Below are 16374 nucleotides of genomic sequence, written 5' to 3' on the forward strand. Positions count from 1 at the left end.
TTTTACGTAACCGTCCATTCCCCCCGCCCCAAACCGTGGAATCGTCACAGATCACGCAATCGGACGCCGCGCTACGCTCGCACGTCCAGCGGGTCCTGTCGCCAACGTACGAGCTCGATCGAGAGATCGGGCGCGGCGGTATGGGTATTGTGTACTTGGCCCGCGATGCGCGGCTCAAGCGCCCGGTGGCCATTAAGCTGCTACCCCCAGAACTGGCGTTCCGTTCGGAAATTCGGTCGCGCTTTCTCAAAGAAGCCGAAACCGCCGCGCAACTCTCGCATCCGAACATCGTCCCCATCTACAGCGTGGACGAAAAAGACGGACTCGTCTTTTTCGTGATGGCGTTTGTGGACGGCGACAACCTCGCCAAGCGCATTCACGACGCTGGGCCCATGTCGCATACCGATACCCGTCGCATCGTACGTGACGTGGCGGACGCCCTCGCCTACGCGCACGCGCAGGGCGTGGTGCACCGCGACATCAAACCGGACAATATTCTCCTCGATGCGTCCACCGGTCGCCCGATGGTGACCGACTTTGGCATCGCGCGCGCCATCTCCGACGGTGATGCGCGCCTAACCGCCACCGGCATCGCCATTGGCACGCCGGCGTTCATGAGCCCAGAGCAGTCAGCCGGCGATCGTGACCTCGATGGCCGGAGCGATCTGTATTCGCTGGGTGTCGTCGCCTATCAAATGCTGTGCGGCGATCTTCCGTTCAATGCCAACAGCACGCCCGCGCTCTTGGTCAAGCATCTTTCTGAGCGTCCTGTTCCCATCGACCAGCGCAGTGCCGGCGTGCCGGTGGATTTGGCGCGCGCCGTGATGCTCTGCCTCGAAAAAAGTCCCGACGATCGTTTCCCGAGCGCCCAGGCGATGGTTGTGGCCCTCGAATCGGGCGATGTGCCACCGCTCCCCGCGCCGCGTCCAGCCCCGGTCGCCGATCCGTCGTCGATGTATGGTGCTGCGCCACGTGCGGGCGGATATGGCGTCGCCGTACAGGATCCCGTGGCGGACTACGTGCCCACGCGCGAGGACCACGTGCGGTGGGAAGCCGCGCCGGTGCTCAAGTTCCGCAAGAAGCTGTATCCGTTTTTCGCCGTCGGCGGCGTGTCGGTCGTGCTCGCCGTATTCAACGTCGGGTCGGGATTCCTCGGGTTGACCTCGCTCTGGGCCGTGTTTGTCGCGTACCGCTACGCTATGCTCTGGAGCGACGGCTACGACTGGCACGACGTGTTCCGCCAACCGCGGAATCGCCTCTTCCTCGACGTCATCGCGGAGCAAGTGGAGACGGTGCAGGGATTGTGGAACAGGGAAAAGCGTGCGGCGGTCCGTGAGCGTCATCTCCGTCGGCTTGGTGCGCCATCGGCGTTTAGCCCAGCGGGCGGGAGCGCCGTGCCACGTTCGCTGACCGCCAACGACACCGGCGCGCTCGGGCCTGGCCCGCACGCGGCGCGCGCGCGGCAAGCTATTGTGGACCGCGACGAAATTGCGCGACTCGTGCAGTCGCTCCCGCGCAACGAACAGCAGCGCGTCTCCGATGTGCCGGTCACGGCCGCGCGGCTCGCGGACTCCGTGGTGCAGTTGGCGCAGTCGTTGCGCGAGCTCGAAATTGCGGGCGGCACGCAAGACGCCGGCACCATCGACAAGGAAATCACCCTGCTCGAGTCGCAGGCGAATCCGCTCGACCGGGTGGCCAGTGAGGAGCGCGTTCGTCGGCTCGCGACGCTCAAGCGGCAGCGCCGCACCGTTGCCGAGATGAATCGGCGCCGCGACGGCATGGCGTCGAAAGTCGAAGAATGCTCGCTCGCGTTGCAGAACATTCGGTTTGAAATGCTACGCCTCAAAACCGGCAGCCAGTCGTGGCAACAGGTGACGTCGGTGGCAGAGCAGGCGCTCGCTCTCGCGCGTGATGTGGACGAAGCCGTGTACGTGGCCGACGAACTCAACCGCTTGGGTGTGCGACCTGGGGACACGCGCCGTCCCCCGAACGGCCGTCCGTGACCGACGGCGACATGCTTCGCCAGCGCGTGGAGCAAGCCGTTGGGGCGTTGTTTACCATCGAGGCAGAAATCGGCCGAGGCGGTATGGCCGTGGTGTATCGGGCGCGCGACGTACGGTTGCGCCGACTGGTGGCGCTCAAAGTGCTGCCGCCCGAACTTGCGTTTCGCGAGGATGTAAAGCGCCGATTCCTGCGCGAGGCGCAGATGGCGGCGCAGTTGTCGCATCCCAACATCGTTCCCATTTACGCGGTGGACGATCTCGACGGCGTCGTGTACTTCGCGATGGGGCTTGTTGAGGGAGAAACGCTCGCACAGCGCCTACATCGCGCCCCGCGCCCGGACGTGGCCACCGTGCGTCGTGTATTGCGTGAGGTGTGCGAGGCGCTCGCCTACGCGCATTCGCGGCAGGTGGTGCATCGCGACGTCAAACCTGATAACATTCTCATCGACCAAGAGAGCGGGCGCGCCGTGGTCACCGACTTCGGCATTGCGCGTGCCGCGGAGGGGGATCAGCGCCTCACCGTCGAAGGAATCGCGGTCGGCACACCCGCGTATATGAGCCCCGAGCAAGCCATGGGCGACCGTGAGGTGGATGGGCGCTCGGACATCTACGCGCTCGGCGTCGTGGGTTGGCAGATGCTCGCCGGCGAACTGCCGTTTCAAGCGAACAACACCCCCGCCATGCTGATGAAGCACATCAGTGAGCATCCGCGTCCGCTCAGCGAACTGCGTACGGATCTGCCGCCGAATCTGGTGCATGCCATTGAGCGTGCGATGTCGAAAGGGCGCGGCGACCGCTGGCCCGACGCCGCCGCGTTTCGCGACGCGCTAGCCGACGATGCGCCGGCCGTCGCTGGCACACCGGCGACGCCATCCGCATCATCGCGCGCACGCGCGCACCCACCCACCGCCGGCGTCGTGGAGGTGGACCGTGCGGCCTCGCGCGAAGCTGCACGCGAGTCCGAGCGACCGCCCGACTGGGCGTTCCGAGCCGATACCCGCGAATACGGACGCGAAGCGCTCCGCGAGTGGCGTGAGCAACAACGGCTCTGGCGCGATCGCGTGCGTGGGGAACGTCGCGACGCGGCCGAGGAGGCGCGCGATATCGTCGTCGGCGTCTCCGTGGGCGGCCATCGGTTGCGCCGGCGTGAACGCGAAGCGCTCTTCACGCCCGAGGAGCGCGTCCGCAACGTGCAGCGCTACATGATGCAAACGGGCGTCACCCTCTCGTTCCTCGCCGGCATCAACGCGTTGACCTCGCACTTCCCGTGGGTGCTCTTCCCCGCGTTGGGCATGGGCATCTCGCTCGCCTCGCGGATTGGCGGACTGTGGGTGGATGGCATTCCCCTGCGCAAACTGTTCTCGCGCCAGCCGTATGTGCCGCACACGGAATCGGAGCACGGACGCGCCCCGCGCCCATTCGCGAGCGCGCCGCAGCTTCCCGCGCCCGACCTCGGCGGCATTCCGCGCGACGTGCTCGAGGGTCCACACGGCGCGGTGATTCGTGAGGCCGCCGAGTCGAAGGTCGTCATTGCGGATGTGCTCGCCAAGTTGAGCACGGCCGATCGCGAGATGCTTCCCGCCATTCTCCCGACGGTGGAGACGCTGGTGGAACGCGTGCGGTCGCTCGCGCAAGATCTGCATCAGCTCGACACCGACGCATCGCCGGAAGCGATTGCGAAGCTCGAGGTGCGGGTGGCCGATGCAAAAGCGTTGCCGACCGATCCCGCGGTAGAGCGTCGTTTGCAGTTGCTCGAGCGTCAGCTCGCCACGCTGCGAGATCTCGCGTCGCGTCGCGCGCGGAGCGCCGAACAGCTGGAGAGCGCGTCGCTCGTGCTGCAGACGATGAAGCTCGACCTCCTCAAGCTGCGGTCGAGTGGCAACGACCAGCGGCTCGAGGCATCGACGGATGCCACGCAGGAAGCGCGCGCGCTGTCGAGCGACATTGGCCGTGTGATTGATGCGGCCAATGAGGTGCGCAAGCTCTAACCGTTGGTCGTGGGCGACGCCGGGTGTGGTGGCGCTTTTTGGCCGCCATCCAGCGGCGCCGCGCGCCGTAGGAGCGCGACGATGGCGGTGGCCACCCGTTCGGGGGCATCAATCGGCGTCATATGCCGTGCGCCGTCCACGACGTCGAGCTCGGCGTTGGGAATCGCTGTGCGGAGCGTTGCGGCCTGGCGCAGTGGGAGCCACGGATCCTGTGCGCCCCACACGATGGTGGTGGGGAGCTGCAGGGTGCTGAGTCGCGCGGCCTGTGATGACAGCGTCGGGTCTCGCATCGCGCGAAGTTGTGCGGCGAGTGTCTCGACCCCTAGCCGCTGTGTGTACGGCAGCAGAAAGTGGTCGAGGGCGTGCCGGCCATTTTCGGAATCGGCAAAGCCGCGCAGCGCCGGCCCATGTACGAGTCCGGCGAGCAGCCCCGCGCCGGCGAGTCCAGCGAACGGTGTGTGTGCCAGCGCGCGCGCGAGTCGCGCGGCACCGGAAATCCACGCATCGGCCGTGACGGCATTGATCAGGCAGAGACGCGAGACGCGCTGGGGCGCGCGAAGCGCGAGGTCCAGCGCAACAGCGGCCCCACTGCCGTGGCCGACCACGCAGGCGTGATCAACCCGGAGTTCGTCGAGCAGCGCGAGCGCACGGTCGGCGTGCGCGTTGGCGGTGAGGAGCGCGCCGACTGCTGGCGCGTCGGCGCGTGACAGCGCGCCGGCTGCTGGCGCGTCGGCGCGTGACAGTGCGCTGGTGGCAGCGGTGCGTAGCGCCGAACCCGAGAGGCCGTCGCTCCGTCCCGAGCCGAACTGATCGACGACGATCAGCCGGTGTCCATCTGGAATGAGCGGCACGACTCTGTGCCACAGATGGGAGGTCCCCGGGAACCCGTGCAGAAAAAGCACCGGCTCTCCCACTCCACGCGTTCCCGCGGCGAAGTAGTAGAGCCGTTGCCCCCCAAGGTCCACAAACTCGCCGCGCATGGTGTCAACATCGTGACGGTTGGCCCACGAGACAAGCGCCAGTGGTAACAAATTTGGCAGTTTGCGACTGCTTTTATGTACGAAAAACAGCCAGTTTGGGCTAGCGGAAACGGCGAATTACTGTATCGTATGTGGTGCGACACACTTTATAGGGCAACTGCTGCGTGAGTGGTCGCCGTAAGCGCCGTGGTCGGTAGTGGTAAGTTGTTGCTGGACAACATCTTGCAATGGACTGTTCGACTTGACGCTCCCTACAATTCCTCTCGCCTCAGTTTTCCCGCCGCCACCTGCTCCCCCAGAGCCGGTTCGCTTTCCGTTGCGCTGGCTGCTGGATAATGCGTCACCATCTGTTCAGTATCGCGCCATCATCGACGTTGCCAATCTTGGTGGCCGCGTTGGGCCGGAGCTGGCCAACCTGCCGTATGCCGCGCGACGCGCGCTCGAACTGGCCGTGGGGCAGTCGGCTGATGGCATTTGGAACGCCAAAATGCTTTCCGTACCGACCAAGAGCTCGGACGGGTTCGAGGGCGTCGGCACCATTCAGGCGGCGCACCGGTTGATCGAGTCTGGCTGGGACAAGGATTCGCCGCCGTTCTATCACGCTCGGCGCACCTTGTTCCGCTTGCTCGCCGAAGACGACGACCCGACGCTGTTGTATGAGTTGGCGCCGAAGGCCGGCGCGCGCGGCGGCAAGCCGGACGAAGAACAGGTCTCGCATCTCCGTCAAACGCTGCGCGAGGCGGCGGGCGCGGTGCTGGCCAAAGCGGGATATGAAGCCGATCCGCGTCTACGCGGTGCGGCCCGTCGCACCATTGATCGCATCGCGGATTTCCTGCGATCGCCGGCCGCCGAAAAACCGTGGGTGCGCGTGGGGAACCAGCAGGTGCTGGCCCTCGAGGCGTATCCGCCCTCGGTGTACGCGTTGCAGATGTTCGCGTACATGCCGCTGTTCCGCACCGAGAACTACGACAAGATGGAGCTGATCTACAAGTGGATCACGCGTCCAATGCCGCGGCAGGAACCGTTGCAGCTATTCGGAAAAAAAATGCTGCCGATTCCCAACGCCGTGCTCGGTGATCCACTGCCGCATCGCAACGCCGTGGAAGACGACGTACCGGCCGCTATCGCCTGGCTCGAGACCATGGCGCGGCTGGGATTCCTCAAGCGTCACGAGACGTGGCTCAAGATGTACGAGCGTTTTGTGGACGACTGCGGACGCGATGGCGTCTGGCATCCGCACAAGGGATTGGTCATGCCTCGTTCCGCGGCACCCTGGGTGTGGCCGTTCTATCCCCTCGAGTCGGGCAGCGGCGGAGACGAGCGCTGGGCTGACATCACGTTCCGCATCGGGCTGATCGCGAAGCTCCTCGGCCGCGGCGTCACGCTGGTCTAGTCGCGTGGCTCCTCGCGAGCGGCTTCTGCCGGCCGAGTGGTATCCGGCGGGCCACGCGGGAATCGACGTGTCGCGCGTGGCGTTGGGCGACGGCGTGTCGTTGCGCGTGCTGAGTTCAGGGCCCGCCGATGGACCGCCCGTGTTGCTCGTGCACGGGTGGGCGATCACCGCCTACCTGTGGCGCCACACGATTCCCGCACTCGCGGCCGCCGGCTACCGCGTGTACGCCATCGATCTTCCGGGTTGCGGACTCAGCGACGCGCCGACGGCGCCGGGAAGCTACACACTCGACACGATGGCTACGCGCATCACGCGATTGCTGGACGCGCTGCACATCGAGGCCGCGCCGATTGTGGCGCAGTCGCTCGGCGCGCGCGTCGCATTTGAGGTCGCACGTCGGGCACCGGCGCGCGTACCGCGCCTCGCGCTCTATGGCCCGGTTGGTTTTGGCGACATTCCGCCGGCGCGCGTCTTCATGCCGTTCATTCCGCGGCTGCCGGGCGCACTGCCCTCGTTGTTCGTGACACGCGAAATGGTGGATTTTGTGCAACGTCGCGTGCACGGCAAAAACGAATGGTTCACCGAGCGCGACACCGACGAATACTGGGCGCCCACGCAGTTTCCCGACGTGGTGCGCGCGCAGTTGCAAATGCTCGCCGAGTTCACGTGGGAGCCACACGAGGAGCAGCTGCTCGCGACGTTCAACACACCAACCATGGTGGTGTTTGGCACCGCGGACGCGACGGTGAGGCCCGTGCAGGCGGAGCAGTTAGTGCGCGCGATGCCGCATGGGCGGATGGTGTGGATTGAAGGCGGCGGCCACGTGGTGATGGAGGAGTTGCCGGAGCAGGTGAACGCCGACTTGCTCGGTTTCTTGGCGGGCTGAGGGAGCGCGTTCGCTTTGTGAGGGGTGGCGGGGTAGCTTTCGGCCTGTGGGATGTGCCGTGCGGAAAGAAGTGGCCGCCGGGTCCTGCCGGGCCGATGCTCCGACTCGCGGAGACATTGGCTCACCGAAGCCAACACCCGAGTCGAGATGACCATCAAGAAAGCCCCGTCGCGTGGCGCGCGGAAAGCCGCCGCGCCTGCTACGGCATCCAAAGCTGCTACGCCGTCCAAATCCAAGGCAGCCACGGCTGCCGCCAAATCATCGGTCACGGCCATTGCCGCGGACGAGATGCCAGCGCCGATCATCGCCGCCGCGACCTCGGACGGTTCGCTCGCCGCCGCTGAAGCGGCGACGGTTGGCACCAAGTTCTCCGATCTCGGATTGTCGGCGCCGATGCTCAGCGCACTCGCCGACGCAGGCTACAAGCACCCGACACCCATTCAGGAACAGGCGGTGCCGCTCGCGCTGCGCGGACGCGATCTCATAGGGCTCGCGCAAACGGGCACGGGCAAGACCGCAGCCTTCACCATTCCGATCATCGAACGATTGCTCGGCGGCCCGCACCGCACGAGAGCGCTCATTCTCACACCGACGCGCGAGTTGTGCGTGCAGGTGGAAGAAAGCTTCAAGAAGTACGGCATTCACTCTGGGCTCGAAGTGATTCCAGTGTACGGCGGCGTGGGCTACGATCCGCAGACCAAGGCGCTGCGCGGTGGGGTAGACGTGGTGGTGGCAACGCCCGGCCGTTTGCTCGACCATCTGGAGAAGGGCAACGTGGTGTTCGATGAGCTCGAAGTGCTCGTGCTCGACGAAGCCGACCGTATGCTCGACATGGGTTTTGCTCCGCAGATCAATCGCATTGTGGCGCAGATCCACCCGTACCGGCAGACGCTGCTCTTCAGTGCGACGATGCCGCCCGAAGTTGAAGCGCTCGCCCGCAAGTATCTGCGCAAGCCGCAGGTGGTGCAGGTGGGACGTCGCTCCGGTGCCGCGACCACGGTGCAGCACTACGTGTATCCGTGCCCCAAAGAAAAGAAGAGCGCGCTCCTCACCGAGTTGCTCAAGTCCAAGGCCATGGACTCGGTACTCGTCTTTACGCGTACCAAGCACGGCGCCGACCGCGTGGTGAAGCACCTCGAGCGTGAAGGCATCAAGGCGGGCGCGATGCACGCCGATAAAACGCAGGGGCAGCGCACGCAGGCGCTCGAAGATTTCAAGAGTGGCAAGGTGCGCGTGCTGGTGGCCACCGACATTGCGCAGCGCGGACTCGACATCTCGGGCATCACGCACGTCATCAACTACGACGTGCCGCAACAGGCCGAGGATTACGTGCACCGCATTGGCCGTACGGGGCGCGCGGCCTCGACCGGCGACGCCTACACCTTCATGTGCGCCGACGAAATTGCGATGGTGCGCACGGTGGAGCGCGTGATTGCGCAGCAGATTCCGCGTATCAGTGTGCCGGGGTACGACTTCGGCACCTGACGTTAGCGCACGCGTCCGAGCCGCGACACGACGATCGTGTCGGCTCGGGTGCCGCGCCGCACAATGACCGTGGTGTTGGCCGCCCCCCAGCCGAGGCCGGTGGGGGCGTAGGTGACGCTGTCGCGCGTGGCGCTCAGCGTTGCGCCCCGTCCGCGCGCCACGTCTCGCGCAAACAGCACGTCGCTGTTACTCACCACCCGCACGCGGCCAGTGCTGTCCGCGACCACGGATACGTAATCGCCACGCCGCACGGCTTGATCGCGCGCCACGGCAAAAGCGAGGCGTACATCTTGGACGGCCCCACGGAGCGCGAGGCGGTCTACGGTGGTGCGGATGCGCGGCACCGTGATCCCCGTGGCAATGCCGGCCACCGCGAGCACGAGCGATAGTTCGATGAGTGTGGCACCGGAGCGCGTAGCGCGCACGACTGACTCCCGTCGAGGACGCGACCGATATACGTTCCCGCTAGGGCAGGACTGTCATCATTGCATCGCACCACGCGGCCAAACAGCGCCGCGGCGCGATGGTCATTTTTGCGAGGAGTTGTCATGTTGGACACAGCGCGCCTCCGCCTGATGCTCGTGCTCGCCGGCGCGAGCGCCGCGAGCGGCTGCCTGCGCAATCCCAAGGCGGAAGCCGCGCAGCTCGAGCTCAATGTGCAGGTCACCGACGCGATCAACGAAATACGCATTGAGTCCGGTGAGTTGCACGGCACCATCGACTCATTGCGCATGGTGATTGCCAAGCAGGACACCACCCTCCAGCGCTTAGCCGCGGTGACGGGCGTGCCGGTCGTCAAGTGACCCGACGGTTTTTAGCACTCGGCGATTCCTACACCATCGGCGAGGGTGTTGCCGAGTCAGGCCGATGGCCGATGCAGCTGGCGGCGGCGCTTTCCGCCGACGGATTGGCGCTGGCGTCGCCGGAGATCATTGCGGTCACTGGGTGGACGACCGATGAACTCGACGCCGCCATCACCAGTGTGGCGCCTCAGGGATCGTACGCGCTCGTGACGCTCTCCATTGGCGTCAACAATCAATTCCGCGGCCGCTCACTCGTGGAGTACGAAACGCAGTTCTCGGCACTCTTGATGCGCGCGGCTGGCTTCGCCGAGCGCGTGGCGGAGCGGGTGCTCGTGCTCTCGATTCCCGACTGGAGCGTGACTCCCTTTGCCGAGGGGCGCGACCGAGCGAGCATTGCATTTGAGATTGATGCGTTCAATGCGGCGGCGCGCGACATCGTGTGGGAAGCGGGGGCCGTGTGGGTGGACGTCACCGGCATTTCGCGCGAGCCACACGATGGTTGGCTTGCGGCCGACGGCCTGCATCCATCCGCCGAGCAGTACGCGCAGTGGGCAGCGCGTGCGCTCCCACTCGCGCGCCGCGCAATCGCGCCCTGAGTGATTTTGGGCGCGACGCGGGCTACTGCGCGCGCCCCATCCGCATGTAGTCGAGCGCCATGTTCGCCATGAGTCGTGCGCCCAGCGGGAGGGCGCGATCATCGGCTTGAAAGAGCGGCGAGTGGTTGATGGCGGAGGTGGCGTCCACCCCTGGTGGGGTGACCTTGAGACTCAAGAAGAGCCCCGGCGCCCGATTGGCGAAGAGCGAAAAATCTTCACCCGCTGAACTCGCCGAGGCAGGCTGCAACATGGTCGGTCCCGCCACGCGTCGGAGCGTCGGCAACATTCTTTCGTTGAGCGCCGCATCGTTGGTGGTGATGTTGTAGCCGCGCGTAATCGTCACCGTCGCCGTTGCGCCGCCGGATTGCGCGATGCCCTCGGCGGTGCGCTTGATCCGCTCGTGAATGAGCGCGCGCATTCCTTCGTCGAGCGTGCGCACCGTGCCGATCATCCAGACGCTGTCGGGGATGATGTTCTCGCGCAGGCCACCCTGAAATGCGCCAATCGTCACCACGGCCGGCGCAGTCGTGAGATTCACCTGACGGCTGATGATGGTTTGCAGGCCAAGCACGATCTGGGAGCCCACGACAATCGGATCCACGCCGCCCGACGGAAATGCGCCATGCGTCTGCCGTCCGTGCACGACAATGCGCACGAGATCGGCGGCCGAGGTGGCCGAACCCGAGACTGCGGTGACCACGCCGAAGGTGCCGGCGCCCACGTGCAGGCCAAATACCGCTTCGACTTTTGGATTATCCATCGCACCCGCGGCGATCATGGGGCCAGCGCCGCCCGTAGGCGGTGCTTCCTCAGCGGGCTGAAAGAGAAAGACAATCGTGCCGGGAATTTGCGCTTTCATCGCGGTGAGCACTTCGGCCGCGCCCATCAGCATGGCAACGTGCATGTCGTGGCCACAGGCGTGCATCACGCCGGTTTCCACGCCGTTGTACACGGTTTTTGTCGTGCTCTTGAAGGGCACGTTGACCTGTTCCACAACGGGAAGGGCGTCCATTTCGGCCCGGAGCGCCACGACCGGCCCCGGCTTCCCGCCACGCAGCACCGCCACCACCCCGTGGCCACCGACTTCGGTGCGCACTTCGAGCCCAAGCGCCTTGAGGTGGTCGCTCACGAGGCGCGCGGTGCGCACTTCGAAGTTGGACAGCTCGGGGTGCTGGTGAATGTCGTGTCGCCACTCCGTGAGCTTGTCGGTAATCGCGGCGGTGCGCCGGTCGATTTCGGACTGCAGGGCATCCAGGCGCGGCTGAGCCGCGGCGGGGAGCGGGGCGAGCGCTAGGAGAAGCGTGAGCAAGGAGCGACGCATGGTATCCGAGCAAGAAATGAGGAAAACAATGGAGCCCGCGACTGGCGCCAATGCCGTCGCTGACGCGAAATTGCAGGGGTAGCACCCCCTTCGGCAATCCTTATGCAAATTGTGATCGAATACTGCACTGTTTGACACTACGAACCGAGGGCCGTCGGTCTGGCGGCCGCGATTCGCGAGCACTTTCCCGAGGCCGAGGTGGGCCTGGAACCGTCCCGAGGCGGTCGTTTTGAGGTGACCGTGGACGGGGTGCCGATATTCGAGAAATCGAAGCTTGGCCGCCACGCACAGCCTGGCGAGGTGCTCGGGCTTCTTGGCGAACGCCACGGAAGTGCCTGAACGGTGTACGATCTACGACAGTGAACGAGACCCCATGCGCATAGCCATTTCTACGGGCGGCGGCGACGCCCCCGGCCTGAACGCCGTCATACGCGCTGCCGTGTTGTCTGCGGTGGACCGCGGCTGGCACGTGCTTGGCATTAAGCGCGGCTACATGGGGCTGCTCGGCGAAGATGATGTGATTCCACTCGGGCGCGACGAAGTGCGCGGCATTGGGCACCTCGGTGGCACCATCCTCCGCACGACGAATCGCGGCAATCCCTTTCGGTATCCCGTCAAGCAGGCCGACGGCACCTTCGCCGAGGTCGACCGCTCCGACGAACTGATGGACAATGCGCGGAACCTCGGCATCGACGCGCTGATTTCCATTGGCGGCGACGGCTCGCTGGCGATTGCGCAGAAGCTCGCCACCAAGGGGCTGCGCGTGGTGAGTGTGCCCAAGACCATCGACAACGACGTGAGCGGCACCATCACGACCTTCGGGTTTGACACGGCGGTCACGACGGCGATGGAAGCGATCGATAAGCTCCATACGACGGCGGAGAGTCATGATCGGGTGATTGTGATGGAAGTGATGGGGCGCGACACCGGATTCATTGCGCTCCATTCCGGCGTCGCCGGCGCGGCACACGCCATTTTGTTGCCTGAAATCCCGTATAGCGTGGACAAGCTGTGCGAGGCGATCATGGAGCGGGAGCGGCGGGGCCGCACCTTCGACATTGTCGTGGTGGCAGAGGGGGCATTTCCGGCCGGCGGCGAAGGGTCGATCATTGGCGCGTCGCTCCCAGGACAAGCCAAGCGGGTGGGCGGAGTCGCTGAGATCGTGGCCAAGCAGATTGCCGAAAAAACAGGCAAGGAGTGCCGGTCGCTGGTGCTCGGGCACCTGCAGCGCGGTGGAATGCCTACCGGGTACGATCGGTTGCTGGCCTCGCGTTTTGGCGGGGCTGCTGTTCAGGCCGTGGAAGAGGGGAAATGGGGGCAGATGGTGGCCCTCCAGTCCCCGGATATCGTGACGGTGCCCATTGAGCAGGTGCTCGGGAAGCCGCGGCGGGTGGACCCGAACCACGACCTCGTGCGGACGGCTCGCCGGTTGGGGATCAGCTTCGGCGACTGATTGGGAGTGAACACCGGAGGCTGGGCTGGGTAGTAAGAAGCAGGCCCAGTATCGATATTTGTAGCAGGAACGGTAGGGGCGTCGTCTTTGAAACGATGCTGGTAGGGGACCTCGGAGGGAGCGCGTGCAGGCTTTTCGTTCTGTGTTCGGACCGCTGTTCATCGTCGCCGCGATTGCGGCGCCGCTTGGCGCGCAACAGGACAAACCCCGCGACGAGCGCGTAGACGGCGTGCCTCGCTCGGCGTTCCCGCCGTTGGGCATGTGCCGCGTCTGGTTGAATGGCGTGCCGCAGAGTCAGCAGCCGGCGGCCACGGACTGTGGTAGCGCTGTGCGCAACCTACCGGCCAATGCGCGCCTTCTCCTTGGCGACGTGCCGGGCATCTCGGCGACGGTTAAGCTGCGCTCGGATGGAATGGCGTTACCGCGCGGCGTTCGCGCTGAGGCGCGGCGCACGGAGAACGGTCGCACGCTGGTGCCAAGTGGCGCACCGACGGGATCTGTCGCTCCGCAGAACTCAGACGGCGTGATTCCCGTCACCGCCCGTTCCGAATCGCGCGCGGCACCGCCGCCGGTACCGGTGAAGCCGGGCAAGCCGGAGTCGTTCCCGTACTAGACGCTCAGTTGCGCCAGGTCCGGGATCCCTACCTCCCGCCGGACCATGAGGCCTTTGTCGGCGCTGGCGCGACTCGACGCATTATTGTCATCGCCCCAACGCGCGCCGCGTGCGAGACGATTGAGCTAGCCTTTACGCTCGACATCGAAACTGTTCTCTGGAAGAGCCGCGGCGCCGAGTTGCTTGAGCTGGCCGAGGGTTTTCGTCGCGATGATACCGACGCGGGCCTCGGCGCCAAACGTCAGGGTTTCGGCATTGTGGCCGGCACCGGTACCGGCAAAACACTCTCCGTAAAACCCATCGCGCAGGCGCTCCTCGGCACCACCGATTTGCGCGTGGGTGTCATCAACCGAGAGCGCGAGGCCACGCCCGATTCGCCTAGCTGGAACGTGGTGATTGTGACCACGGGCATCGCGCGTCGTTGGTTTCAGGACGGCGACATTCGTCCGCAAGACACGCTGGTGGTGGATGAAATTCACCAGACGAGCGCCGAGCTTGAGCTGTGCCTCGCGCTGGGCAAGCGCGTGGGGTGCCGGTTCATTTGGCTTTCGGCCACAGTGGATCCCGCGTTTTACGCGAAGTATCTCGACGCGGCGCGCGTAGTGGAGAGTTCCGCGTTCGATCCCAAAATGGCGGCGGACGTGCAGGTGGTTCGCGCGCAGCCCGGCAATTTTCTCGACGACAAATTTCTTCAGCAAGTCATCAAGCAAAACCGTGGCGTGGGTGTTTTTCTGCCGACGCGCGCCGGTGTGGAGCAGGTCGCCACCGGCATCTCGGCGCGTTTTCCGAGACTGACGGCGCAGTTTTATCACGGCGGCGAACCCATTCGCGTGATTCGCCCGTTCCTCGACGGCACCATCGGCAAGCCGTATGTGTTGGCGATGACGGCGGCCGGACAGAGCGCCCTGAACGTGAAGGGGCTCGACACGGTGGTGATTGACGACACGCGCTTTGCGAATGTTGTGGACCGCGGCCGTAACGTGCTCACACGGCTCCATCTGGGCGCTAACGAAATTTTACAAATGGCCGGCCGTGTGCATGGGCGCGTAGCCGGTGGGCGCGTGTTCATTTTGACGGACCGCGACATTGTGTTCAGTGCGCTTCATCCCACGGCGCCAGAGTTTCAGTTGGCCGGTGACAGTGGGCGCGTCGCGATGACCTGCGCCGATCTCGGCGTGCGCGCCGACGAACTCGATCTGCCGGTGCCGCTCGATCGTTTGAGCTATCGCAAGGCCGTAGGCTTTCTCGAAACGCGCGGCATTATCGAAAACGGCCGCCTCTCACGCTACGGCAAGGCCGTTGAAGCGATGCCCGTGGATCGGCCGTGGGCCGAGTTGTTGGTGCACTGCGACGATGGGTTGTTGCCGTATGTGAGCGTGATGGCCGGCATTGAGAGCCTGCACCGGATGACGCGCGAGGATCGCGATCTCTCGGGGCTGCAGGTGCGTGGGAGCGATCATCTCACCGCGTACAATCTGTATGCCGAAGCGTTCCGTACCTGCGGCTACGTGGGCGAGGTGTACGGACTCGCGCGGCATTTGTTTGACGAAAGCATTGAACGGTGGGCCGAACGTCGCAGCGTGTTGGTGAAGTCGATTGAGGATGCGGCGTTGGCGATGGCGAGCGTGTATCGCGCGGTGAAGCTGCCGCTGCCGGACACGATGCCGATGGTGACGGAAGCTGTCGAGCGCAAATTCGTAGAGCTGCTGGCTTCGATTCAGCCGTTCGACTTGGTGATCGAGGAGCTGACGGCCGAAGGGCTCGAGGCGCGCGTGTCCAAGACGAGCGTGGCCGGGAGCTGGGGCGCGGTGTGCGGCACGCTACGCTACTTCGCCGACTCGCGCGGCAATCCGCGTGCGGCCATTGAGGGGACGAACATCCCCAACGGGCTTATTCGCAAGTACGCCACCTCCGGCGCGCCGACGCTGGTGTTTGATGGCAAGCACAAACACGCGCCGCTCGCGCTCGAACGGCGCGTGACGTATTTCGGCTTTGAGCTCTCGCGTGAGCGCGAGCCGGTGCACGACTTTCCGGCCGGGCTCGAGGAGGAATCGCGTCGTGTGCTGGCCGACGCGCTGGCCCGCGGTGAAGCGCGCCATGCGGCGGTGGTGCGCAATCAGCAGCCGGTGAACGAGGTGCGCGAAGCGTGGCGTCGTTCCGGCGGGCGCACCGCCAAACTTGGGCAGGCCGAACTCAGCACGTGGTACCTTGGTCAGCTCGCCGGTGTGCGATCGTTGCAGGAGTTCCGCGCATTGCCGTTGCGGGTGGATGCCGACGAATTTGTGCCGCGTGCGGTACGCGACGAACTCGCCCAGTTGCCCGGGGCGATGGAAATTCGAGGTCGCGCGTCGCCGTTGCACTACGAGGTGGAAGAAACCCCCGAGGGAAATATTGGCGTGGTGCGCGTGGTGCTGCATGAGAAACAGGCGCGCGGACTCGTGCCTGAGGAAATCACGGCGCTCGACCGTCCGTTACGCTTTACCGTGACGCGTGGCGCGCGCGGGAGTGTGAAGGCCGCGACGCTCGACGACATGCACGAGGCGCTGGCTCGTCCATTCACCGACGACGAAACCACTCGGGCGTTTGAATCGCGTCGGAGCCCCGGGCAACCGTGGGGCGCCGATGCGCGACGCCCCAGCGGTGGCCGCCCGGGCGGAGATCGTCGCCACGCGCGTGATGACCGCGATCGTGGTGGGAGCGAGGGCGGGCGTGACGGTGGACACGGCGGCCCGCGCGGGCCAAAGAAAGGGGGCACGCGCCCTGGATCGCCCGCCGGGAAAGGGAAGCGGCGCGGTCGGTAACATCCGCTGGACGATCGGTGTTCCACGCGGTACGTTCGGCGCGACCCTCACC

14 protein-coding genes are annotated in these 16374 nt (G+C 65.4%); 11 read left to right on the plus strand and 3 right to left on the minus strand.

Annotation, left to right across the window (positions count from 1 at the left end; translation table 11 throughout):
* Positions 1 to 35 precede the first annotated feature (35 nt).
* A complete protein-coding gene (locus NTZ43_12445) occupies positions 36 to 2003 on the plus strand; it encodes a serine/threonine-protein kinase (GenBank protein ID MCX5768019.1) in 1968 nt (655 codons plus the stop codon).
* A complete protein-coding gene (locus NTZ43_12450; GenBank protein MCX5768020.1) occupies positions 2000 to 3991 on the plus strand; it encodes a protein kinase in 1992 nt (663 codons plus the stop codon). The genes NTZ43_12445 and NTZ43_12450 overlap by 4 nt, the downstream gene beginning before the upstream one ends.
* Here NTZ43_12450 and NTZ43_12455 read toward each other — a convergent pair.
* On the minus strand, positions 3988 to 4971 hold the full coding sequence (locus tag NTZ43_12455) for an alpha/beta hydrolase (GenBank protein MCX5768021.1): 984 nt from the start codon (positions 4969 to 4971) through the stop codon (positions 3988 to 3990). The two genes, NTZ43_12450 and NTZ43_12455, sit on opposite strands and share 4 nt — an antisense overlap.
* 316 nt (positions 4972 to 5287) lie before the next feature.
* On the opposite strand from NTZ43_12455, the gene NTZ43_12460 reads away from it, so the two are divergent.
* The 3 genes from NTZ43_12460 (at position 5288) to NTZ43_12470 (ending at position 8735) form a co-directional block, all read left to right on the plus strand.
* Positions 5288 to 6364 (plus strand): hypothetical protein, encoded by a 1077-nt coding sequence (locus tag NTZ43_12460; protein MCX5768022.1) that lies wholly within the window; start codon positions 5288 to 5290, stop codon positions 6362 to 6364.
* A 139-nt stretch (positions 6365 to 6503) separates the two neighbouring features.
* Entirely contained in the window at positions 6504 to 7250 is a 747-nt protein-coding gene (locus NTZ43_12465; GenBank protein ID MCX5768023.1) for an alpha/beta hydrolase, read from the plus strand.
* A gap of 147 nt (positions 7251 to 7397) precedes the next feature.
* Entirely contained in the window at positions 7398 to 8735 is a 1338-nt protein-coding gene (locus NTZ43_12470) for a DEAD/DEAH box helicase (GenBank protein ID MCX5768024.1), read from the plus strand.
* Between the two features lie 2 nt (positions 8736 to 8737).
* Here NTZ43_12470 and NTZ43_12475 read toward each other — a convergent pair whose 3' ends face one another.
* Positions 8738 to 9160 (minus strand): type II secretion system protein, encoded by a 423-nt coding sequence (locus NTZ43_12475; GenBank protein MCX5768025.1) that lies wholly within the window; start codon positions 9158 to 9160, stop codon positions 8738 to 8740.
* 123 nt (positions 9161 to 9283) lie between these two features.
* On the opposite strand from NTZ43_12475, the gene NTZ43_12480 reads away from it, so the two are divergent.
* Positions 9284 to 9538, plus strand: a complete 255-nt coding sequence (locus tag NTZ43_12480) for a hypothetical protein (protein ID MCX5768026.1) — start codon at positions 9284 to 9286, stop codon at positions 9536 to 9538.
* The gene (locus NTZ43_12485; protein ID MCX5768027.1) at positions 9535 to 10134 is read left to right on the plus strand and encodes an SGNH/GDSL hydrolase family protein; all 600 of its coding nucleotides are present in this window, start codon (positions 9535 to 9537) and stop codon (positions 10132 to 10134) included. The genes NTZ43_12480 and NTZ43_12485 overlap by 4 nt, the downstream gene beginning before the upstream one ends.
* A 22-nt stretch (positions 10135 to 10156) precedes the next feature.
* Here NTZ43_12485 and NTZ43_12490 read toward each other — a convergent pair whose 3' ends face one another.
* Complete coding sequence (locus tag NTZ43_12490) at positions 10157 to 11455, minus strand: amidohydrolase (GenBank protein ID MCX5768028.1); 1299 nt, start codon at positions 11453 to 11455, stop codon at positions 10157 to 10159.
* Between the two features lie 102 nt (positions 11456 to 11557).
* Here NTZ43_12490 and NTZ43_12495 point away from each other — a divergent pair, with 102 nt between their 5' ends.
* From NTZ43_12495 to NTZ43_12510, 4 genes are all read left to right on the plus strand, one after another.
* Positions 11558 to 11794: an Rdx family protein gene (locus NTZ43_12495; GenBank protein MCX5768029.1), complete on the plus strand. Its 237-nt coding sequence runs from the start codon at positions 11558 to 11560 to the stop codon at positions 11792 to 11794.
* A gap of 34 nt (positions 11795 to 11828) precedes the next feature.
* Positions 11829 to 12908, plus strand: a complete 1080-nt coding sequence (locus NTZ43_12500; GenBank protein MCX5768030.1) for an ATP-dependent 6-phosphofructokinase — start codon at positions 11829 to 11831, stop codon at positions 12906 to 12908.
* A gap of 124 nt (positions 12909 to 13032) precedes the next feature.
* The gene (locus NTZ43_12505) at positions 13033 to 13521 is read left to right on the plus strand and encodes a hypothetical protein (protein MCX5768031.1); all 489 of its coding nucleotides are present in this window, start codon (positions 13033 to 13035) and stop codon (positions 13519 to 13521) included.
* An 8-nt stretch (positions 13522 to 13529) separates the two neighbouring features.
* Positions 13530 to 16322, plus strand: a complete 2793-nt coding sequence (locus NTZ43_12510; GenBank protein ID MCX5768032.1) for a DEAD/DEAH box helicase — start codon at positions 13530 to 13532, stop codon at positions 16320 to 16322.
* Positions 16323 to 16374 lie beyond the last annotated feature (52 nt).

The organism is Gemmatimonadota bacterium (assembly GCA_026387915.1).
In the GTDB taxonomy this organism is placed as follows: Bacteria; Gemmatimonadota; Gemmatimonadetes; order Gemmatimonadales; family Gemmatimonadaceae; genus Fen-1231.

What these genes read in the sequence shown, in the direction of transcription:
- NTZ43_12490 (MCX5768028.1), bottom strand. Translation starts at nt 11,455, where the DNA reads ATGCGTCGCTCCTTGCTCACGCTTCTCCTAGCGCTCGCCCCGCTCCCC.
- NTZ43_12500 (MCX5768030.1), top strand. Translation starts at nt 11,829, where the DNA reads ATGCGCATAGCCATTTCTACGGGCGGCGGCGACGCCCCCGGCCTGAAC.
- NTZ43_12480 (MCX5768026.1), top strand. Translation starts at nt 9,284, where the DNA reads ATGTTGGACACAGCGCGCCTCCGCCTGATGCTCGTGCTCGCCGGCGCG.
- NTZ43_12470 (MCX5768024.1), top strand. Translation starts at nt 7,398, where the DNA reads ATGACCATCAAGAAAGCCCCGTCGCGTGGCGCGCGGAAAGCCGCCGCG.
- NTZ43_12455 (MCX5768021.1), bottom strand. Translation starts at nt 4,971, where the DNA reads ATGCGCGGCGAGTTTGTGGACCTTGGGGGGCAACGGCTCTACTACTTC.